General features: G+C 48.4%; 19 protein-coding genes. 8 read left to right on the forward strand and 11 right to left on the reverse strand.

Translation table 11 applies throughout. The annotated features are described in order from the left end of the window. The first annotated feature begins 23 nt into the window (after positions 1-23). Positions 24-2,453: a ribonuclease R gene (rnr, locus tag SHEWANA3_RS03670; RefSeq protein WP_011715864.1), complete on the forward strand. Its 2,430-nt coding sequence runs from the start codon at positions 24-26 to the stop codon at positions 2,451-2,453. After that, positions 2,454-3,194: a 23S rRNA (guanosine(2251)-2'-O)-methyltransferase RlmB gene (gene rlmB / locus SHEWANA3_RS03675; RefSeq protein ID WP_011715865.1), complete on the forward strand. Its 741-nt coding sequence runs from the start codon at positions 2,454-2,456 to the stop codon at positions 3,192-3,194. A 69-nt stretch (positions 3,195-3,263) separates the two neighbouring features. Here rlmB and SHEWANA3_RS03680 read toward each other — a convergent pair whose 3' ends face one another. Together SHEWANA3_RS03680 and SHEWANA3_RS03685 are read right to left on the reverse strand one after the other, a co-directional pair. Beyond that, positions 3,264-4,688 (reverse strand): MFS transporter, encoded by a 1,425-nt coding sequence (locus SHEWANA3_RS03680; protein WP_011715866.1) that lies wholly within the window; start codon positions 4,686-4,688, stop codon positions 3,264-3,266. 181 nt (positions 4,689-4,869) lie between these two features. Next, positions 4,870-5,613, reverse strand: coding sequence for a DUF481 domain-containing protein (locus SHEWANA3_RS03685; RefSeq protein ID WP_041412545.1), 744 nt, complete (start codon positions 5,611-5,613; stop codon positions 4,870-4,872). Between the two features lie 224 nt (positions 5,614-5,837). On the opposite strand from SHEWANA3_RS03685, the gene rpsF reads away from it, so the two are divergent. The 4 genes from rpsF to rplI are packed head-to-tail and all read left to right on the forward strand — an operon-like array spanning position 5,838 to position 7,275. After that, positions 5,838-6,233: a 30S ribosomal protein S6 gene (gene rpsF / locus SHEWANA3_RS03690; RefSeq protein WP_011715868.1), complete on the forward strand. Its 396-nt coding sequence runs from the start codon at positions 5,838-5,840 to the stop codon at positions 6,231-6,233. An 8-nt stretch (positions 6,234-6,241) separates the two neighbouring features. Further along, on the forward strand, positions 6,242-6,547 hold the full coding sequence (gene priB, locus SHEWANA3_RS03695; RefSeq protein WP_011073673.1) for a primosomal replication protein N: 306 nt from the start codon (positions 6,242-6,244) through the stop codon (positions 6,545-6,547). Between the two features lie 11 nt (positions 6,548-6,558). After that, entirely contained in the window at positions 6,559-6,786 is a 228-nt protein-coding gene (gene rpsR / locus SHEWANA3_RS03700) for a 30S ribosomal protein S18 (protein ID WP_006083042.1), read from the forward strand. A gap of 36 nt (positions 6,787-6,822) precedes the next feature. Then, the gene (gene rplI / locus SHEWANA3_RS03705; RefSeq protein WP_011623996.1) at positions 6,823-7,275 is read left to right on the forward strand and encodes a 50S ribosomal protein L9; all 453 of its coding nucleotides are present in this window, start codon (positions 6,823-6,825) and stop codon (positions 7,273-7,275) included. Positions 7,276-7,432: 157 nt separating this feature from the next. Here rplI and hydF read toward each other — a convergent pair whose 3' ends face one another. The 8 genes from hydF to SHEWANA3_RS03745 form a co-directional block, all read right to left on the reverse strand. Beyond that, complete coding sequence (gene hydF, locus SHEWANA3_RS03710) at positions 7,433-8,671, reverse strand: [FeFe] hydrogenase H-cluster maturation GTPase HydF (RefSeq protein ID WP_011715869.1); 1,239 nt, start codon at positions 8,669-8,671, stop codon at positions 7,433-7,435. Then, a complete protein-coding gene (gene hydE / locus SHEWANA3_RS03715; RefSeq protein WP_011715870.1) occupies positions 8,655-9,734 on the reverse strand; it encodes a [FeFe] hydrogenase H-cluster radical SAM maturase HydE in 1,080 nt (359 codons plus the stop codon). Before hydE ends, hydF begins: the two co-directional genes overlap by 17 nt. After that, on the reverse strand, positions 9,734-10,372 hold the full coding sequence (locus tag SHEWANA3_RS03720; RefSeq protein ID WP_011715871.1) for a hypothetical protein: 639 nt from the start codon (positions 10,370-10,372) through the stop codon (positions 9,734-9,736). Before SHEWANA3_RS03720 ends, hydE begins: the two co-directional genes overlap by 1 nt. Further along, the gene (gene hydG / locus SHEWANA3_RS03725) at positions 10,373-11,812 is read right to left on the reverse strand and encodes a [FeFe] hydrogenase H-cluster radical SAM maturase HydG (RefSeq protein ID WP_011715872.1); all 1,440 of its coding nucleotides are present in this window, start codon (positions 11,810-11,812) and stop codon (positions 10,373-10,375) included. Between the two features lie 70 nt (positions 11,813-11,882). Then, positions 11,883-12,566, reverse strand: a complete 684-nt coding sequence (locus tag SHEWANA3_RS03730) for a cytochrome b/b6 domain-containing protein (RefSeq protein WP_011715873.1) — start codon at positions 12,564-12,566, stop codon at positions 11,883-11,885. 13 nt (positions 12,567-12,579) lie between these two features. Then, a complete protein-coding gene (gene hydB / locus SHEWANA3_RS03735; protein WP_011715874.1) occupies positions 12,580-12,900 on the reverse strand; it encodes an iron hydrogenase small subunit HydB in 321 nt (106 codons plus the stop codon). 12 nt (positions 12,901-12,912) lie between these two features. Further along, positions 12,913-14,145: an iron hydrogenase large subunit HydA gene (gene hydA, locus SHEWANA3_RS03740; RefSeq protein WP_011715875.1), complete on the reverse strand. Its 1,233-nt coding sequence runs from the start codon at positions 14,143-14,145 to the stop codon at positions 12,913-12,915. Between the two features lie 636 nt (positions 14,146-14,781). After that, entirely contained in the window at positions 14,782-16,980 is a 2,199-nt protein-coding gene (locus SHEWANA3_RS03745; RefSeq protein WP_011715876.1) for a S46 family peptidase, read from the reverse strand. A gap of 125 nt (positions 16,981-17,105) precedes the next feature. Between SHEWANA3_RS03745 and dnaB the strand changes: the two genes are divergently transcribed. Beyond that, a complete protein-coding gene (gene dnaB / locus SHEWANA3_RS03750) occupies positions 17,106-18,512 on the forward strand; it encodes a replicative DNA helicase (protein WP_011715877.1) in 1,407 nt (468 codons plus the stop codon). A 75-nt stretch (positions 18,513-18,587) separates the two neighbouring features. Next, positions 18,588-19,664, forward strand: coding sequence for an alanine racemase (alr, locus tag SHEWANA3_RS03755; RefSeq protein ID WP_011715878.1), 1,077 nt, complete (start codon positions 18,588-18,590; stop codon positions 19,662-19,664). A gap of 169 nt (positions 19,665-19,833) precedes the next feature. Here the strand turns inward: alr and SHEWANA3_RS03760 are convergent, their stop codons facing one another. Then, positions 19,834-20,298 (reverse strand): chemotaxis protein CheX, encoded by a 465-nt coding sequence (locus tag SHEWANA3_RS03760; RefSeq protein ID WP_011715879.1) that lies wholly within the window; start codon positions 20,296-20,298, stop codon positions 19,834-19,836. Positions 20,299-20,742 lie beyond the last annotated feature (444 nt).

A 20,742-nucleotide genomic window follows, 5' to 3' on the forward strand; every position in this document is an offset into this window, starting at 1 on the left:
GAGACAGAAATATTGGATATTGAATGATCAAAGACCCTCATTTCGAGCGTGAACAGGATAAGTACGAAAACCCTATCCCAAGTCGTGAGTATATTATCGAGTACTTACGTTCTCAAAAATCACCTATTACCCGTGACAGCATCGCTGTTGCACTGCAGATCCATGATGAAGAACAGTTAGAAGCCCTGCGTCGCCGTTTACGGGCGATGGAGCGCGATGGTGAACTGGTATTTACCCGCGGTCAAAGCTACGGCTTACCTGAAAAAATGGATCTGATTTCCGGCACTGTCCTTGGGCACAGAGAAGGCTACGGCTTCTTTAAACCTGACGAAGGTGGCGACGATTTATTTATCTCAAATCGCGACATGCTGATGTATTTCCATGGCGATAAAGTACTGGCACAAAAAGCTGGTATGGACCGTAAAGGCCGCCGCGAGGCCCGTATCGTCCGTCTGATCCAACCGCGCAGTGCCGCCATTGTGGGGCGATTCCATGTCGATAGCGGCATGGCATTTGTGATTGCCGATGATAAGCGCATTACCCAAGAAATCTTAATCGCTACCGAAGATCGCAATGGCGCCCGTCAAGGCGATGTGGTCGTGGTTGAACTGACCCGTCGTCCGGGTCGATTCGTTAAAGCGGCTGGTAAAGTCACTGAGGTGCTCGGCAAACAAATGGCGCCAGGAATGGAAATCGAAATTGCCCTGCGTAATTACGATTTACCCCACACTTGGTCGGCTGTGATTGAGAAAAAACTGCGCCGGATCCCTGATGAAGTGACTGAAGCCGATAAGGTTGGCCGCGTCGATCTGCGAGACCTGCCCTTAGTGACTATCGATGGCGAAGATGCCCGCGACTTTGACGATGCAGTATACGCCGAAGTCAAACCCAGTGGTGGATGGCGTCTATGGGTGGCGATTGCGGATGTGAGCTACTACGTGCGTACCGATTCGGCCTTAGATACCGAAGCCCGTGCCCGTGGTAACTCGGTATACTTCCCATCGCAAGTGATCCCTATGCTGCCGGAGAAAATCTCTAACGGCCTGTGCTCGCTCAATCCCCATGTCGACCGCCTGTGTATGGTCGCTGAGATGACGATTTCGGCACGCGGTAAGCTGTCGGGTTATAAGTTTTATCCCGCAGTGATGCATTCACATGCGCGTTTCACTTACACCCAAGTAGCTGCCATGCTCGAAGGCGGACCGATTGCGCCTGAGCATGAAGCGCTATTCCCGCATCTGCAATGTTTGCAGTCGCTTTATTTGGCGCTCGATGAACAGCGCGCCGAGCGTGGGGCGATTGCCTTTGAGACCCTAGAAACGCAGTTTATTTTTAACGACCAGCGCAAGATCGATAAGATTGTGCCAAGAGCGCGTAATCAAGCTCATAAAATCATTGAAGAATGTATGATTTTGGCCAACGTATCGGCCGCTAAGTTTGTGAAAAAGCACAAGGGTGAAATCCTCTATCGCGTGCATGAATCGCCCTCTGAGCAGAAGCTCGCAAACTTTAAAGAGTTTCTGGCCGAACGAGGTTTAAGCATGGGCGGCGGACTCGAGCCAACACCTGCGGATTACCAGAATGTGATGCTGCAAATCGCCGATAGGCCCGATGCCGAGCTTATCCAAGTGATGTTACTGCGCTCAATGCGCCAAGCTATCTACACACCTGATAACGAAGGCCACTTTGGTTTAGCACTCGAAGAATATGCGCACTTCACTTCGCCAATTCGTCGTTATCCTGACTTAGTGCTTCACCGCGTGATCCGCTATTTATTGGCGAAGGAAAAAGGTGAAGCCAATGAGAAGTGGACATCCGATGGTGGCTACCATTATCAACTCGATGAGTTAGACCTTTTAGGCGAAGAATGTTCGAACACCGAGCGCCGTGCCGATGAAGCGACCCGTGATGTAAGCGACTGGTTGAAATGTGAATTTATGCAGGACCATGTAGGTGACACCTTCGAGGCGGTTATTGCCTCTGTCACTAACTTTGGTTTATTCGTTCGCTTAAATGACTTATTTATCGATGGCTTAGTACATATTTCTAGTTTGGGCAGCGATTATTATCAGTTCGACCCTATGCGTCAGCGTTTGATTGGCGAGCATACAGGTCAAATCTATCAAGTGGGTGACCCCGTCACGGTAAAAGTGGCTGCGGTAAACTTGGATGATAGACAGATTGACTTAGTCATGCTTGGCGATAGCGGAAAAGGCGGTCGCCGTAAGTCTGCGCCGAGTCGAGAAAAACCGATGACAGCGCGTGAGCGGGTAAACCGTGAAGGCGCAAAAATGGCTAAGGCAGCTAAATCGACAGGTGCGAAATCGAAAGCCGGTTCAGATAAAGCTGGGGCGAGTAAGTCCAAGTCTAAAGCAGGCGCTAAACCTAAGAAAAGCGTAAAAAATTCGGCGAAAAAGCCAAAGGCCGCGAAGCGGAGCACGAGAAAGAAGTAAATGAAAAAACAAGATATTATTTTTGGGATCCACGCGGTTGAAGCGCTGTTAAAACACAGCCCTGAGCGCATTATTGAACTTTGGCTGCTGCAGGGCCGTGAAGATGAGCGTTTAACGCCGCTGATCCGCCAGGCTAAAGCCTTTGGCACTAGCATCCAAGTGACCTCACGCAAAGTATTGGACGATAAAGCCGAAAGTGCTCAGCACCAAGGCATTGTTGCCCGTGTTAAGGCGGCTAAAATCCTTGGTGAGCATGACTTAGATGAGTTGTTAGGTAAGACCGATTTACCATTTTTATTGATTTTAGATGGTGTTACCGATCCGCATAACCTAGGTGCTTGCTTACGTAACGCCGATGCTGCGGGTGTGCAGGGCATTATTGTGCCTAAGGACAACTCAGTAGGCTTAACGGCTGTGGTGAGTAAAGTGGCCTGCGGCGCCGCCGAAACTGTGCCCTTATTCCAAGTGACTAACCTTGCGCGTACCATGCGTCATCTGCAGGAAAAGGGCGTGTGGATTGTTGGCACGGCAGGCGAAGCGGATTGTGAGTTATATCAAGCCGATCTTAAAGGGCCGCTGGCGATTGCGATGGGCGCCGAAGGCAAAGGCTTACGCCGCTTAAGTCGTGAATGTTGTGATACCTTGGTTTCGATTCCGATGGCGGGTAGCGTTTCTAGCTTAAACGTGTCGGTCGCAACGGGTATCTGCCTATTCGAAGCCGTGCGTCAACGCCGTAGCTAATTGATAGCTTTCAATAAAAAAGACGGGCTAGCCCGTCTTTTTTATTGTCTCGAATAACTGAAATTCCCCTTAAGCGGTTTTCACCGTATCGAGATCTGACTCTTCGAGAACGTTCGTTTCTGCCTCAATAAAAGTCGGCTCTGGATTAACGTCAAACTCGAATGTCAGCTGTTGTTCGCTGTCAGTGTCATTATCCTCGAGGGCATCGGCACCTAAATCTTCTTCATCGTCGCTGGGCGTGGGGGTCATTTGCTCCTGCACCGATTCGACATCAACCCTTGGGTCGAGCGCGGCCGCCAAGGGGGATGAGACTAAGTCACCGGTTGCCATGATGTAGTCTTGAGTCACATTGGTTTCGGCCTTTTGTTGTGAGTGAACATAACGCAGGCGTAAAAACAGAATTAAGGTACAGGCCGACATAAAGCCATAGAGCATGCTATTGCCGAGCCATTGCATTAGGGTTGAGGCGATAAGCGGACCTATACTGGCGCCAAGACCGAAGGTCAGTAATATGGTGGCCGACAGACCGACCCTTTCGCTCTGCTCGACACGGGAGTTGGCCAGTGCCGTCGCCAAAGGGTAGAAGGTAAAACCAAGAATACCGAACAGAAACGTCATCACCAGTGAGAGTGTGGGGTGGTAAGGCGTGAGGGCGATAGCTAACGCTAAGATCCCAAGCAATACGCAGTTAATGCGGATAAGCCGGCTGCGGGACATAATGTCGGATAATTTCCCCATCGGCCATTGCGCCAGCAGACCCGCAAGAATGGTGGCCGTCATATAGGTGGCGACTTTCTCGGGTGGTAAACCTAAGTTACTCGCATAGGCGGGCGCCAAGCCGTAAAAGGAGCCGACAATCATGCTACCTATCGCAATAGTCGTCAGTGCTTGCGGGGCTTTGCGCCAATAATGGGCGATTTTTAAGGGCGCGGGTACCAGTGGCGCAGGGTGAATACGGCGGGTCAAGGAAATGGGGACAATACACAGGGCAAAACAGATGGCGATCAGTAACAGCGGCTCTAGGCCGAGTTCAGGATAGAGGCTGATGGCACCTTGGCCCAATATCAAACCGAAATACGAGACTATCATGTAGCTGGCGAACACAATGCCGCGTTGGCTGCTTTCGGCCTGCTCATTGAGCCAGCTTTCAAGCACCATGTATTGGCACATCATGCCCATACCGACGATAAGCCTTAAAAGGATCCAAACCGCTAACTCATCCACTAAGGCGTGGCCGAGTGCGGAGGCGGCCACTATTCCTGCGCTGGCGACAAAGGCGCGAATATGCCCGACTTGGGCAATCAAACGGTGACCTATCTTAGAGCCTGCCACCAGACCGACGTAATAGGCCGACATCATGCCGCCTATCCATAACTGTGGAACGTGCATCACCGACAGGCGCAGGCCTAAATAGGTGGTGAGTAAACCGCCTGCCAACACAGTTAATAGAGTCGTGCTATATAAAGAGGCGAAAGTGCGTAGCGGATTTGCCATTAACTACTCCTTGTATGGTTGCAGGGAGAGTATATCAGGAGTTGGTGTTTATTCCGTGTTGCAATATGTTGGGATTTAATGACTGAGTTATCATTTTTGTGTGTGGGTCACTCAATTCGACTGAAATGGGATTTGGCTGAGAGGGTGAACCTGGTTTCAGCCAAACCACTGAGTACCTCGATTATCTAAAGGTGTAGAGCAGGTTAAAGGTGGTGACTGTGTCAGTCTGCTTACTGCCTTCGGGAACCACTTCGGTGTACTTGACGTTCATGCCGATTTTAAATGCCCAATCTTGAAACACTAAGTTCTTGTAGTTCATGTCGAGGGTGAGAGTGTTGTTATTCTCGCCCACCTCGGCGGTGAGATCGGCATTGATGCTGGTGTATTCCTGCAATTTTTGCGAAAACTTTGCCGCAGTACGTAAAATCACATCCTTTTCGGCGGCGGGATCGGGCTCAGCTACCGATTCTGCAGGCAGGTTGTATCGATAACCCGGACCGACTTCGAGGCTGAGTTTGGTCTTATAGGTACTGATGGCATTAAAACCATAACCCGAAGAAAGGGTTGAGATTTGGGTATAACTACCGAACTGATCCCAAGTAAAGTCACCACGGCCAAAGATATAACCCTTAGTGAGTTTATAGTTGCTCTGCAGCTGGAGTTCGTACTTCTCTGAGGTGGTTTGGTTTTTCTCTGAAGCAAAATACGCTTTTAGCGTGGCTTCTTGTTTCGTTTGCTTGGCATCGTAAATCAGCTGGGTGCGACCATTAAAACTGCTCGACTCGGTATTGCCCGTGTTCAATTGTAAGCCGGCTTCGACTTCTGCAGTAAAATCGCTTGGCGGTTCCTGATAATCGGGAGGTACAAGCGCAAGTGCCGGAAAAGATAGGCAAAACAAACTCAAAGGGGCGATAACTTTTAGCATTGCTCGTAACATTAGTCTGGGTTCTTGAGTGGCTGATGTTTGATATCCGAATAGGGGTGAGGCGTCATCATACCCGTATTGAGGGTTGAGGCAAAGTTATTGCTTGAGTTTCGCGTCTGCTTTCTGTACTATCTCGCGCTCGAATCAGTCACTATTTTCGTTCCTTGCCTCCACTTGGTCTGACTGAGCCAATAACGAGGCTACATAACCGTAAGGAGCAATAAATGCGTCATTACGAAATCGTATTTATGGTTCACCCAGATCAAAGTGAACAAGTACCAGGTATGATTGAGCGTTACACCGGTGCAATCACCGAAGCTAACGGCAAAATCCACCGTTTAGAAGATTGGGGCCGTCGTCAACTGGCTTACCCAATCCAAGACCTGCACAAAGCTCACTACGTTCTGATGAACGTTGAAGCACCAGCAGAGACGATTGAAGAGCTAGAAACTGCTTTCCGTTTCAACGACGCAGTTCTGCGTAACATGGTAATGCGTACTAAAGTTGCCGTTACTGAAGCATCTCCAATGGCGAAAGCTAAAGATGAGCGCGATTCACGTCGTGGCCCAGCTGGCGACCGCTCATATGATGAAGCTAACGCTGAAGAAATCGCTGAGTAAGTTTATCTGTGACCACCAATAACTTGGTGTTGTCAGGAACCATAACCCGTTCCAGACGCTTTAAAAGCCCGGCAGGCATCGCACACAGTGTGATAATGCTAGAACACAAATCGCAGCGTTATGAAGCAGATATGCTCCGCAACGTCTACGTACAAATACAAGTGATATTGAGTGGCCCACGCTTTGAGAGCGTGGCAGACAATCTGAAAGCAGGTGTGGAAGTACAAGTTCAAGGTTTTATGACGCTTCAACAGGGGCGAAATGGCCAAAATCGCTTAGTCATCCATGCCGAAAATGTCGAATTGAAAACTTAGGAGACTGTCAAATGGCACGTTATTTCCGTCGTCGCAAGTTCTGCCGTTTCACCGCTGAAGGTGTTGCAGAAATTGATTACAAAGATATCGTTACTTTAAAGAACTACATCACTGAAAGCGGCAAGATCGTTCCAAGCCGTATCACTGGTACTAGTGCTAAATATCAGCGTCAACTAGCTCGCGCAATCAAGCGTGCTCGTTATCTTTCTCTACTGCCATACACTGATTTACATCAGTAATTGCAGTATTCCTAATCGAATATAGAGGATTTGATAATGAACGTTATTCTGCTTGATAAAATCGCTAACCTGGGTAACCTGGGTGACCAAGTTGCAGTTAAAGCTGGTTACGCTCGTAACTACCTGCTGCCACAAGGTAAAGCTGTTGTTGCTAACGAAAGCAACGTTAAAGTATTTGAAGCTCGTCGCGCTGAATTAGAAGCTAAATTAGCTGCTGATCTGGCTGCTGCTAACCAACGCGCTGAAAAAATCGCTGCTCTGGAAGCTGTTGTTATCGCTTCTAAAGCTGGTGATGAAGGCAAACTGTTTGGTTCAGTTGGCACTCGTGACATCGCTGATGCAGTAACTGCTGCTGGCGTTGAACTGGCTAAAGCTGAAGTTCGTTTACCATTAGGCGCTCTGCGTACTACTGGCGACTTCGAAGTTGAAGTTCAGTTACACACTGAAGTTAAAGCTGTTGTTAAAGTATCTGTTGTTGCAGAAGCTTAATTACCAACTGCTTTAAATGAAAAACACCGCTTCGGCGGTGTTTTTTTATGGGCGCGATTTAGCTCGTATTGCTGTGTAAGTGGCTATCTGTTTCATATCAAGGATAAATAGGCTTAGCTAGTTCATCACAACTAAGCCTGAAGCTAAGGCTCAAATATTACTGAGGACTGCTGTTAAAAGGCGCGAGCACCCGTGGCAGCACGCCCTGTAGCTTTGAAATCGCGACCCCATAGTTAGTGATAGGCACATTGCGACGCTGGCATTCGTGGATGCGACGGAGCATTTCATTGCGGTTAAACATACAGGCACCGCAGTGGATGACGAGGGCATATTGCTCTAAATCATCGGGAAAGTCGTGGCCGGACGTCACGATAAATTCGAGTTGTTTACCCGTATAGCTATGTATCCAGCGGGGGAGTTTGACTCTGCCGATATCATCTTCCTGTACATTGTGGCTGCAGGCTTCGGCGATGAGCACTTTATCGCCATCTTGCAATTTATCTAACGCCTCCGCGCCTGCGGCAAGGGTGGCCAAATCCCCTTTAAAACGTGCAAACAGAGTTGAGAAAGTCGTGAGTGGAATAGATGCTGGTACTAGGGCGGCGACTTGCTTAATCACCTGTGCATCGGAGACAACTAGTTTGGGGGTGACGACGGATAATGCCTTTTCTAGTTCAGTTTCTTTCACCACCATAGCGATCGCGCTGCGATCCAATGCTTCCCTAAGAATTTGTACCTGCGGCAGGATCAAGCGTCCTTTAGGTGCAGCCATATCGATTGGTACGACGCAGAGAATAACGTCCCCCGATTGATAGAGGTCGCCCGCTAGCAGGGGTTCTTGCTTATATTCCGCGGGGGCTAAATCGATAATCTGCTGCTTAAGCATTTTGGTCGCAAGACCTGTGGTGGCCGAGACCACAATAAAGGGCAAGGATTGCTGTTGGCAGAAGGCGATATTTTCAGCTTTAGGTGTACAGATATCGGCCTTGTTGAATACCACCAATATCGGCATTCGCATCTGCTGTATTTCGTTCACTAAGGCAATATCCGATGGATAAAGCCCTTGTTCGTCCACCACTAAGAGTGCCATATCGGAGCGGAACAATACTTTGCGAGTCGCCTTCACCCGCATAGCACCTAATTCTCCGTCATCATCGATCCCAGCCGTGTCGTAAAAGGTCACAGGCCCTAGGGGCTGCAACTCATAGGCCTTTGCTACGGCATCTGTCGTGGTGCCCTTAATATCGGACACTATGGAGATTTGTTGCCCTGCGATCATATTGAGCAGGGATGACTTACCCGCATTGCGTCGACCGACTAAGGCGATATGGTAACGCATGCCCCGTGGTGCCGATTGGTTTTGGGAATGCTCTTGTGGATTAATGCCTTGACACATATTGAGTCCTTTTCGAATCACCACGGCTAAAGGAGGGGGTTAGCCCATGGCTTTGTATTTGCTGGCAGATATGATTAAGTCGCTCCGCAGCCGGATGTTGTTGCTGGTTTTTTCCTGGATAGATGCTGTAGTCACCACTCACCTGTGTTGGTGTAAAGGAAGGCATAATCACATTGCAGCCTCGCTTGAGTGCCAGTTCCCGAGTGCCTTTTTCGAGTGCATCGAGGGAGCTGGTCGCGGGGATATTTGCCCCAGGATTCATCAGTCGCAAAATCGCACTCACCCTATGGCTCTTAAGGGCGCTGCCATTGAGCGATGTGGCAAATGGAGTTTGCGCATGGGCGATAAAAGGGCCGCAGGCCAGCATATCGAGCTGCAGCTCAGTTAAGCATTGAATATCGCGGGCTAAGATCGCATCTGTCATCCCAGGTAAATCGATGATAATGCCGGAACCTGTCTGAAAGCCGAGTGACTTAAGGTGAGCAAGTCTTGCGATGCGCTCATCGAAATGGGCTTTAGGGCGACAGCGAGCAAAGAGTGCGCGGTCGAAGGTTTCCATCTTGAGTAAATAACGATCGGCACCCGCCTCACGCCAGTTTTCCAACTCATGATGTTTGCGATCACCGAGGGAGAGAGTGATTGCTAGGTTATGGCGCTGCTTAATTTCACTAATAAGGGCGCTGATGCGCTTACAACTGTAGCTAAAATCATCCCCCGATTGCAGCACCACAGTGCCGAGGCCGAGTGCAGCTATGTTATTCACCGCGCTGAGGATTTCTTCGTTTGATAGCCGATAACGCTTTACCTGCCGATTCTTGCTACGCAGTCCGCAGTAATGGCAGTGGTTACGGCAATGATTCGAGAATTCAACAATGCCCCGTAAATAGACCTGTTGCTTAAATTCGAGCTCAGTGGCGAGCTGAGCGCGGCTAAACAGCCATTCATCGTCCTGCCCTTGAAGCAGCTCAAGGATTTGCGCATAGCTGAGCGCCATAGGTTTGAGCAAACTCGGTTGTAGATTGAACGATGCTTGCTGAATGATTGGGATATGGCTGGTATGCATCAGTGACGCTCCTTATCCAGTGCTATCACACTTTGATACCAGAGATCGCCCACGGCGCGGCGACATTCTTCTACGTAACGGCCAAGGGTTATTGCTACCGGCGAGTCTTCTGTCGTGTTAACGCCGGAATAAAACCAATCGATTAAGCTGTTTGGCGCAAGGCCTAAAGCAATAGCATCAAACTCTATCCAAAGCCCCTGAGCCGAAGTGGTATGGCTGTGGGCGTAGTGACCGACAAAGAGTTTATCGCCAATTAGCAATATAGGTTGCAGTGGCAGCGCTTGGGTCGACACTAAATTGACGACCTCAGGAAACTGCGTTTTAAGCTCGGCGCACCAGTGGCGGGAAATTTCATACAGCTGCTCAATTTCCTGCCGCGGCATCTTGGGCCTTAGGATAGTCGCGAATTCATCCCGCCAAGGACCAGTGGGTTCAAGCTTTATCAGGGTGAGTTGTTTGAAGCTTTCGCTTTGTAAGCGCTGTAAGAGTAATTGCCCCACAGCATTATTAACAAAGTTGTTGTAAATCGCCGCGTGTAACACGATTACATTAGCGTGCTCTATCGCATTCAGTAAGGCGCTAGTGTTAAGGCCAAAATGCAACTTCACGCCGGGCTCAGAAAATAAATAAGATGCCATTTACAAATAGATATCCCGTTCACCCGCATCGGTTTTTTTCAGGCAAACGCGCACATTACGTTCCCGTGATGGACTCATTTTGGCGAGTTCTCGCTCTATCAGGGCGTTACCTGCTTCACGGGTTTTATCGCTGGCGTAGTCGTTCAGATATTCCCTAAAGGTGATTAAGGCATTGGGCTGGCAGAACTTGCCAATAAACTGCTGCTTGGCTAATCCCATAAAGTGGTCGCCTGTGCGCCCTTTACGGTAACAGCCCGTACAGAAGGAGGGGATGGCATCCGAATCTGTGACTAATTCATAGATGATTTCATCCATGGCGCGATGATCGCCAAGGCTAAATTGTTCGGCATCGTGTTGATTTTGTTTGCTGTCTTGATAACCACCGGGTGCAGTGCGTGAGCCTGCACTGATCTGTGAAACGCCAAGCTCTAACAATTCTTTGCGCATTGCGGCGCTCTCCCGCGTGCTCATAATCAAGCCTGTATAAGGTACGGCGAGGCGAGTGATGGCAACGATACGCTTAAAGCACTCATCATCAACCTCATAGGGCGGCTTTTCACTAAGGGCAGAGCCATGGGCGGGTTCTATCCGCGGAAAGGAGATAGTATGCGGGCCAACGCCACAGTCTTTTTCGAGTTGTTGAACATGAGTGAGCATAGCGAGCAGCTCAAATCTATGGTCATACAGGCCAAAGAGGGCGCCGATACCGACATCGTCGATTCCCGCTTCCATGGCTCTGTGCATGGCGTAGAGGCGGTATAAAAAGTCAGTTTTTTTACCTTTTAGGTGCACTTCACTGTAAGTGTCTTGATGATAGGTTTCTTGGAAGCATTGGTAAGTGCCTATCGCCGCCGTTTTGAGCTGTTTAAAGTCCTCCACACTCATTGGCGCACAGTTGACGTTGATACGGCGAATTTCGCCGCCCTTGCCCTGCTTCACGCTGTACATGGTTTGAATACTTTCAATAATGGCTTGCACATTGTTGCGTGGATGCTCGCCATAAACGGCCAAGATCCGTTTGTGGCCCATTTCTTCGAGGATGGTGACCTCTTGGCGGATCTCATCCTGTTTTAAGGTCTTGCGTTTCAGCTCATGGTTATCGGCATTAAAGCCGCAGTAACTACAACTGTTGGCACAATGGTTGGAGACATAGAGTGGCGCAAACATCACTATACGATTGCCGTAGATGGTGTTTTTAATCTCACGGGCGACGGCAAAGAGTGCTTCATCCAGCGCTTTATCTTGATTTTGTAGCAGGAGAGCGGTTTCGCGAATGCTTAAGCCTTCGCATTGGCGCGCCTTTTCGAGAATGGCTTGGATTTGTTCACGACTCGGATTGCTGGCCTCTTCAATGGCCTGCCAAATCGCCAGATCGTCAATAAAGCTGACGTTGGGATTATAGTCAGAGACGGTAATGGAATGATGCTCGTGTGTGCTCATGGTTATCTATGCCCTTGAATATGAATGCAGAAATGCGGCAGTTGTTGAGCAACTGCCGCAGATGACTTAGCTATTTGCTGGTCAGTTGTTCGCCGTTCGTGGCGACGGGGGCTATTTCATTTTTTACCCATAGCGGGGTGTACTCGGCGGCATCATGGTAGGGCACATTGCCGTGGATCATCATGGCTTTGAAGTCATCGAAGCGGTACACCGCGAGGAATAAATGCACTGGTAAGAAGGCGGTTAACACTAGGCCAGAGACTAAATGGGCTTGACCTAAAAACCACACTATATCCCGTGGTGCGGCGTGGGGGATAAGCCACAGCACTAAACCTGAGAGGATAAGCACTGTGCCGCCAATCAGTACGCAGGCACCAAACAGCTTTTGGCCCGAGTTGTACTTGTTCATCGGAGGGATAGGCACTTTTTTACCCAGTAAGAATTTCTGTGGGTAACCGCCTAACACCATAAACCATTTCACGTCGCGCTCGGAGAAGCTGAACACGCGGGCGATAAATAACACCACTCGGTCGAATGCCATGATGGTAAATGCCACGGCATCAAGGGCCATAATAATCCCCGCAATGATGTGCACATCATAGGTTAGCTGCATGCCTTCCTGGGAAAGCGGTTTAAAAAACAATAACAAACCTGTAGCGGCTAACGGCAAAAAGCTCAGTAGCAGAATGTAGTGGAAGATCCTGACGTTTAACGGATGTTTTAAAATGGGTCTCATATCATGTTCTTGATGCATTTTTCATCTCCAATCAAGAGCTTAATTTGGTGCGGTCGACAAAGTGGGTGTGCAGTAGCTCATGGGACATATGTCCTAAAGGCTCGCCACCGAATTCTTTGTAGTATTTCTCTACCGCGGGGTTGGCGTGGCTAACACGTTTTTTCGCTAGGCTGTCGTCCTTATATAACCCTTGGCTTCTGGCCTTTATGTACTCATTGCGGCGCTCAAGCTTGCTGCTAAACCAACCAATAGGAATGGCTAAGGCGGCGACAAAGGCAGCGCCTACGGCCATAAACTTACGGCGTGACAGAAAGAAACTGTCCTCAGCAAATAGGTGTTTTTTCTTGTTCATATCTGTTTCCCGTTAAATGTTACCTAGCCAAGAAGAGCCTTTACCTTCAATAGGTTGGCCTCCACCGTTGACGCAACCGCCAGCGCAGTTCATCACTTCGATAAAGTGATAAGGCGAGGTGCCAGCCATTACGTCGCGCAGCACGGGTTCGATGTTGTTGCCCATGTCGTGTACCACTGCGACATTGACCGTTACATTCTGGTTGAGCTGAGTATCAAACAGGCTGACGGAAGCCGATTTGACGCCTTTTAGCCCGCGTACGGGTTCAAATTCCAACTTGGCCATTTCAGTGCCTGTGAGCACTTTATGGGCGGTACGTAATGCCGCTTCCATCACACCCCCTGTGGTACCAAAGATAGTGCCCGCGCCTGTGTATTCAGAGAACATGCTATCGCCTTGATATTCGGGGGTATTAGCGAGGTCGATATCGAGCATTTTGAGCAATTGAGCCATTTCTCGGGTGGTCAGCACGGCATCAATATCTTGGTACGAGGGCGTGTTAGCACCTTGTTCCTGATGGTATTGCCAAGCCGAGTTAAATTCGGGGCGTGAGGCTTCGAGTTTTTTCGAGGTACAAGGCATCACAGAGACAGTGAAAATATTCTCTGGCTGCATTTGATACACCTTAGCGCCATAGGTTTTGGCGACCGTTCCTGCCATTTGCTGAGGGGATTTAGCGGTGGATAGGTTAGGCAGTAGCGCTGGATAGCGGGTTTCGAGGTAGCGCACCCAACCAGGGCAGCAGGAGGTGAACTGCGGTAGCGCACCCGCATTTTCTTCACCTTTGACATTGGCATGGAGGCGATGAATAAACTCACTGCCTTCTTCCATGATGGTGAGATCGGCGGCAAAGTTACAGTCGAAAATCTTAAAGCCTGCCTGATTCATCGCGCCATAGAGCTTACCCGTCACGAGTTCGCCCGTGCCTAACCCGAATTCTTCACCAATTGCTACCCGCACGGCAGGGGCGATAATGCCGACGACGGTAGTATTTTTATCGGCGAGCTTTTTAATGACGGTTTCAAGGGCGCTGTGGGTTTCTTCAATGGCGCTAAAGGGGCAGTTAATTAAACATTGGCCGCAGCTTAAGCATTTATCTTCATCAATAGAGTGCACTGCACCCGAGGCGCCATGAATGGCATGGGTTGGGCAGAACTGTTTACAAGCATCACATCCTTTACATTTAGATGCATTTATCTTGATCAGCCCTTGGATTTCTCCCGGTTGATAAGTTGTCGCTGTCATAGGATTTCGCGTTCCTCATTTTCAACCTGAATTATATTTTCAGTGTTATTTAATGTATTTATTTAGCAGCTTATGCCTCGGGCAAAAGCGTATTGGTAAGTTTTAGACGGCTGGATAATAGGAAATTGATTCTGTAAAAAAATTGAGAGCGATCAAGTTTTATTCTTTTTGATAAAATAGACGTTTTTAATGGTTTTATTAGTCGTTTTTGATAATTTTTTAGAAATAAAAATAGGATTTTCCGTTTGTGCTTTATCTGGTATTTTTAAGTTTATTCTTTATATACAGTGTGTTGTAGCATTGATCTTAGTTGCCTAACACTGTTTGTTGTATTTTAAAGGCTTACGGTGTGATTTATTGCATTATGAGGGTGTTATCACTTGTTTTGATTTTGTGCTTGGACAAATTGTCCATGATCTCTCTTGATTTAAATAATGCTAATTAAGATGGTTGATGAACTATTATGGCGAATGGAAAATGTAATAGATCACAAATTAGTAAATTGCTTAAAATAAAAAACCGTCCAAAGATTATTCTTTGAACGGTTTTTAAATATGCTTAATTTATATCGGTTAAATTAATTGAGTTAATATTGGCGAATTTTATTATCCATTAATGCTGAATATTAATTAAATATTAATTTCTCACTAACTCGAGTTCTTTAATTAAATTATCGGCATGGTCGACTTCATCCATCATCCACAGGATATATCGAATATCCACGTGCACGGCACGGGTGATGGTAGGGTTGAAGAACCAGTCCTTGGTAATGGCTTCATAGGTGGAATCGAAGTTAAGACCGACGAGTTCGCCTTTACCGTTAAAGACGGGCGAGCCCGAGTTGCCGCCTGTGGTATCCACGCTCGACAGGAAGTTAACTGGCACAGAGTTAAACTCTTCTGGCTTGTCTAAGCAAGAGAACAGACGGCAAATCCAGCCGCGTGGATCTTGGTAGACAGATTTCACTAAGTGATCGCCAAAACGCTGCTCATGAATCGCATCGAGCAGTTTTTTCGGAGCGTTATAAGGCTCAACGCCGGTGTGCTTAGCGACTATGCCATCGAGGCGTGTAAATGGCTGTTTGTACAGGGCGTCGCGGGATTGATAACCATCGACCATACCGTAGCTGATACGTAGGGTACCGTTTGCATCGGGATACACAGGCCAGTTGTTGGCTTTGTAGTAGTCGATAACGGCGGCCATGTAGGCAGGGCGCGCGGTAGACAGTTTACCCGCCAGGATTTTTTCTGCCTTTTCCTGTGCCATATTAGTGTCGTATAACGCGACAGCGAGGCGGATAAAAGGATCACTGCTGGTTTCAAAGGTTTTGGCATCGGCGTCCATCCACGCCAGACGTTGCGCTTGGTCGGTTAGCGTCGTGAGTGAATACAGGCCATTGAGTTTTGCTTCTAGGCTGACGTTTTTATCGTCCAGATTCAGCATATTGTCTAAAGCAGCAACGCGATTAGGCTGCGACAAGTAGGCATTTAAATCTTGTAACCACAGGGTTTTATCGACTTTAACATCAAAGCTGGAGTCGATACGCTTCAGGCGCGAGCTGAACATGGCAAGGTCACGCTCTTGGTAACCGATTTCACGCTCGGCGTCGCTCTTTTGCTTTTCCTTGGCTAAGCGATAGAGGCTATTGGCCGCAGTGAGCAGTGTGCTTGATTGGGCATTGGTGAAGTAATAATTGGTTTGGGTTTGCAGTTGCTGCTCGGCCAATAAAACTTCTAGCTCGCTGATAAGGTTTTGATTAAGGCTAGGGTTTTTCTTTAACCAAGCCAGAAAATCATCTTCGCGTTGCTGTTTAATACCAACGATATCCGTGGCTTTAAAGCCAGCCAGCAGACCGTTGAGTTTTTTCATCCGGTTCGCCATCGACGCCATATTGCCTGCATATTTAATAGCGATATCGGCATCTTCCTGACCCATGGCTTCGATAGTATCAATCTGTAATTGATAGCGTTTTGCCTGAGTTGGGTATAACCAGTCGCTGGCAAATTTAAGCTCGCTGGTGAGGTTATAACGGCTGGTGGCGCCAGGGTAACCCGCTACAAACACGCCGTCGCCTGCTTTCACACCATCGGCGTTCACTTTCAGGTAACTCTTTGGCGTGTAAGGAATGTTATCTTCACTGTAGGCCGAAGGCTTGCCATCTTTACCCACATAGGCGCGCAGGAAGGCAAAATCGCCCGAGTGGCGTGGATACTCGTAGTTATCAATATCACCGCCGTAAGCGCCAACGCTTTCTGGTGGCGCATACACCAAGCGCACATCGCGGATCATCAATTGCTTGATAAGGTAATATTCCAAGCCATTGTGGAAGCTGCGCACGTTACAGCGGTAGTTATCATCGGCCTCACAGCTTTTGATCAAGGCTTTACTGTGGTTTTCAATGTCTTCGTAGCGTTTTAGCGGATCTTGACTTAAGTCTTTGGTGACATCGCTGGTGACATTGGTCACGGCTTCGGTGATGTATAAACGCTCGTTAGGACCTGCCGACGGTTCTTTATCCATCGAGGTGGCTAAAAAGCCCTGTTCGAGATAGTTATGTTCTTTCTTAGTGTTATATTGTATCGCCTTGTAGGCACAATGATGGTTTGTCACAACTAGCCCTTGGGGCGAGACAAAACTGGCGGTACAATAGCCCAGCCCAACAACGGCATTCATGGGATAACTGGTGAGATCGGCTAATTTGTCAGCGGGAATATTGATTCCACGCGCGCTGAGTTTGTCTGCAATTGAAGGCATTTGATAAGGTTGCCATTGTCCTTCATCGGCTGTTGCTACGCCAGAGGTCAGTACTAAGGCTGCAACCAATGCAATACGCATGTTCTTTCCTTATTTTTAGTTAGAGTGTCCGTTGGAATGAAGTAACAGGCGAATGTAAACGGCCTGTTTGCTTGACGCGGGTTTTATATCATATTTTGTTAAGTTGTTGGAAATCGGGAGTGTTAATGTCACAACAAGGTGCGTTTAAACCTAAGAATAAGCCGACAGATGTGCAGGTCGATAGCTTAAAGCTGCCGCCGCATTCGATTGAGGCTGAACAATCGGTCTTAGGTGGCCTGATGTTAGACGCCGACGCTTGGGATAAAGTGGCCGAGACTGTGGTGAAAGAGGATTTTTATTCCCGCTCCCACCGAATGATTTTTGCGGCCATGCACCGTTTGGTCGAAAGTGGTCAACCCATTGACTTAATTACGGTTTCTGAACAACTTGAAGTTGAAAATCAACTCGAAGAAGCGGGCGGCTTTGCCTATTTAGGTGAGATCGCCAAAAACACTCCGAGCGCGGGTAACATTGTTTCCTACGCCGAGATTGTGCGCGAGCGCGCCGTGGTGCGGGAGATGATCCGCGTCGCCCATGAGATTGCCGATGCGGGTTACAATCCCGAGGGGCGTGACTCCAGCGCCTTGCTCGACTTGGCCGAGAGTAAAGTCTTTAAGATTGCCGAGCAGCGCACCAATGCCAACGAAGGTCCCGAAGGCATTAAAACCATTCTCGAAAAAACCGTCGATAAGATTGAGCAGCTCTACAACAACCCACACAACGGTGTGACAGGGGTGTCGAGTGGTTTTAGCGATCTCGACCGTATGACTGCGGGCTTCCAATCCGGCGACTTGATTATCGTCGCGGCGCGTCCTTCTATGGGTAAAACCACCTTCGCGATGAACCTCTGCGAGCAGGCGGCGATGAATGAAGACAAACCTGTGCTGATTTTCAGTCTCGAGATGCCCTCGGAACAGATCATGATGCGTATGTTGGCCTCCTTGGGCCGCGTCGACCAAACTAAAATCCGTACCGGACAACTGGATGATGAGGATTGGGCGCGGGTATCCTCGACCATGGGGATTATGCTCGAGCAGGGCAAGATGTATATCGACGACGGTTCTGGCTTAACCCCGACCGAAGTGCGCAGCCGTGCTCGCCGTATCGCCCGTGAACATGGCGGCTTATCGATGATCATGGTCGACTACTTGCAGCTGATGCAAGTACCTGCGTTATCGGACAACCGTACCCTAGAAATCGCCGAAATTTCTCGATCTCTCAAAGCATTGGCTAAAGAGTTAGAGATCCCCGTGATTGCACTTTCTCAGCTTAACCGCTCGCTCGAACAACGTGCCGATAAGCGCCCAGTAAACTCGGACTTACGTGAATCGGGTTCTATTGAGCAGGATGCGGACCTCATCATGTTTATTTACCGTGATGAGGTGTATAACAACGACTCTCCCGATAAGGGCACCGCAGAAATCATTATCGGTAAGCAGCGTAACGGCCCCATTGGACGTGTGCGCTTGACCTTCCAAGGCCAGTTTTCCCGTTTTGATAATTACGCTGGCCCGCAGTTTGAAGAAGATTAATTTCTGGTGTTAGAAGCTAAGCACTGTTTACGTATTCTTTTTATTTCCTGACTTTTCAAATAGACAAGGCAAATTTTGAAACCTTTTCCCCGAGCAGAAATTAGCAGTAGTGCACTGCAGAACAATCTCGCCGTCTTGCGTCAACAGGCGAGTCGCAGCCAAGTAATGGCGGTGGTGAAAGCCAATGGTTATGGTCATGGATTATTAAATGTCGCCAATTGTTTACATACGGCTGATGGCTTTGGTTTAGCCCGTTTAGAAGAGGCCTTAGAGCTGCGCGCTGGTGGCGTGAAGGCGCGCTTGTTATTGCTTGAAGGCTTCTTTCGCAGCACTGATTTACCTTTGTTGGTGGCCCACGATATCGATACTGTGGTGCACCACGAGTCGCAAATCGAAATGTTAGAGCAGGCGACGCTATCAAAACCTGTCACTGTATGGTTGAAAGTGGATTCCGGCATGCATCGTTTAGGCGTAACCCCTGAGCAATTTACGCAGGTGTATGCGCGCTTGATGGCCTGTGACAATGTCGCCAAGCCCATCCATTTGATGACTCACTTTGCCTGTGCCGATGAGCCTGAAAATCATTACACCCAAGTGCAAATGCAAACCTTTAATCAGTTAACCGCGGATTTACCTGGGTTTAGAACCTTAGCCAATTCTGCGGGCGCCCTCTATTGGCCCAAGAGCCAAGGGGACTGGATCCGCCCTGGGATCGCGCTCTATGGCGTGTCGCCGGTGACAGGGGATTGCGGCGCCAACCATGGTCTGATCCCGGCGATGAATTTAGTCTCGCGTTTAATTGCGGTGCGTGACCACAAGGCAGGACAACCCGTTGGCTATGGTTGTTATTGGACGGCGAAACAAGATACTCGCCTTGGCGTTGTCGCGATTGGTTATGGCGACGGTTATCCGCGTAATGCGCCAGAAGGCACGCCCGTGTGGGTTAATGGTCGCCGAGTACCGATCGTTGGTCGTGTATCTATGGATATGTTAACTGTTGATTTAGGTGCTGATGCGACAGACCTTGTGGGCGATGAAGCATTGCTCTGGGGCGCCGCTTTACCCGTTGAGGAAGTGGCTGAACATATTGGCACCATCGCCTATGAGTTAGTGACTAAACTCACTCCAAGGGTTGCGGTGTGTCTTGCATAAGCCATTGGAGTGAATACCAAAACGGCGCATTTGCGCCGTTTTTTTTGCCCTGAAAGCGGATGATTGAGAGAACTGTCAGCCGTTCTGCACTTGGTTATTGCACCTTGGAGGCAATAATCAAGCTTGCAGAGCGACGTGAAAGGAAGGCTAAAGGGGAGTTGGTAACGGATTAATTTTCAAAGCAGATTTCAATAAAGGCAGTGCCGTATGGGCTGCTGAAGGGCATGATAATTTTGGTGCCATTCGCTTTGTGGGAAATGGTATGTCCTTTACCCGAAACCACCATAGGGGTTGCCATTTCGAACTCGTAACCCTTTTGTCCTAAAAGATTTTTTGCTCCACCTGTGACCATGTTGGTGATTTCACCCACGAGATCGGTGACTTCTTCATTTATCTTACCTGGGTTTTCCCCAAGCATATTTTGCATGATCTGCAGTACCAGTTTTTGTTCAAAGGTAATAGATAACGACCCCTTAGTCTGCGGCCCAACCATACCAATTAACCCGGACACATCACCCTTGGCTAAGTTGTCGGTTTTAATTTGGGGCTTGCCCGGAGTGAGATCCATGCTTGCCATCGTCGAAATGACATTGAGCAGGGATTGCAGAAAAGGGTTAATAAAATTGACGTTCATGCTTCAGTGTTTCCTCTTATGAACTTAAGCCTTATGGTCACCATGTCATTAAGGTTAGACGAAAAGTCGCTGAACCACAGCAATCTTAATCACACTCTATCAGCTTAGATGACACAAATGGAAATGTGAGGTTAATTTCACGATTTTATTGTTATTTATCCTCGAAACAGCTTAAAACCACATTACTCAAGAGCCGCATTTTCGACATTTTTAGCTCCGATTATCGATACGCGATTTTGTCAGCCTAAGTTTGCTTACTCCCTGTAGATCAGCCAATTTCACCTAAATAAACATAGGTCGTTCCTGAGAATATTCTCGATTGTCACCGTTATATAAGTTTAATTGCATTAATTTTCATAGTGTTAGTTTTAATTCGGTATGAAAACCTTACTTGTTCAACCGTCAGTAAGACCTAGCGCGCATTTCGGTCTCAAATTGTGACTA

Source organism: Shewanella sp. ANA-3 (assembly GCF_000203935.1).
In the GTDB taxonomy this organism is placed as follows: Bacteria; Pseudomonadota; Gammaproteobacteria; order Enterobacterales; family Shewanellaceae; genus Shewanella.

Excerpts from the sequence above, each read along its gene's own strand:
- rplI (WP_011623996.1), top strand. The coding sequence starts at position 6,823 with ATGAACGTTATTCTGCTTGATAAAATCGCTAACCTGGGTAACCTGGGT.
- hydF (WP_011715869.1), bottom strand. The coding sequence starts at position 8,671 with ATGTGTCAAGGCATTAATCCACAAGAGCATTCCCAAAACCAATCGGCA.
- rnr (WP_011715864.1), top strand. The coding sequence starts at position 24 with ATGATCAAAGACCCTCATTTCGAGCGTGAACAGGATAAGTACGAAAAC.
- dnaB (WP_011715877.1), top strand. The coding sequence starts at position 17,106 with ATGTCACAACAAGGTGCGTTTAAACCTAAGAATAAGCCGACAGATGTG.
- SHEWANA3_RS03730 (WP_011715873.1), bottom strand. The coding sequence starts at position 12,566 with ATGCATCAAGAACATGATATGAGACCCATTTTAAAACATCCGTTAAAC.
- hydB (WP_011715874.1), bottom strand. The coding sequence starts at position 12,900 with ATGAACAAGAAAAAACACCTATTTGCTGAGGACAGTTTCTTTCTGTCA.
- hydG (WP_011715872.1), bottom strand. The coding sequence starts at position 11,812 with ATGAGCACACACGAGCATCATTCCATTACCGTCTCTGACTATAATCCC.
- SHEWANA3_RS03685 (WP_041412545.1), bottom strand. The coding sequence starts at position 5,613 with ATGCTAAAAGTTATCGCCCCTTTGAGTTTGTTTTGCCTATCTTTTCCG.
- rlmB (WP_011715865.1), top strand. The coding sequence starts at position 2,454 with ATGAAAAAACAAGATATTATTTTTGGGATCCACGCGGTTGAAGCGCTG.
- SHEWANA3_RS03720 (WP_011715871.1), bottom strand. The coding sequence starts at position 10,372 with ATGGCATCTTATTTATTTTCTGAGCCCGGCGTGAAGTTGCATTTTGGC.
- SHEWANA3_RS03760 (WP_011715879.1), bottom strand. The coding sequence starts at position 20,298 with ATGAACGTCAATTTTATTAACCCTTTTCTGCAATCCCTGCTCAATGTC.
- rpsR (WP_006083042.1), top strand. The coding sequence starts at position 6,559 with ATGGCACGTTATTTCCGTCGTCGCAAGTTCTGCCGTTTCACCGCTGAA.
- rpsF (WP_011715868.1), top strand. The coding sequence starts at position 5,838 with ATGCGTCATTACGAAATCGTATTTATGGTTCACCCAGATCAAAGTGAA.
- SHEWANA3_RS03680 (WP_011715866.1), bottom strand. The coding sequence starts at position 4,688 with ATGGCAAATCCGCTACGCACTTTCGCCTCTTTATATAGCACGACTCTA.
- hydA (WP_011715875.1), bottom strand. The coding sequence starts at position 14,145 with ATGACAGCGACAACTTATCAACCGGGAGAAATCCAAGGGCTGATCAAG.
- SHEWANA3_RS03745 (WP_011715876.1), bottom strand. The coding sequence starts at position 16,980 with ATGCGTATTGCATTGGTTGCAGCCTTAGTACTGACCTCTGGCGTAGCA.
- hydE (WP_011715870.1), bottom strand. The coding sequence starts at position 9,734 with ATGCATACCAGCCATATCCCAATCATTCAGCAAGCATCGTTCAATCTA.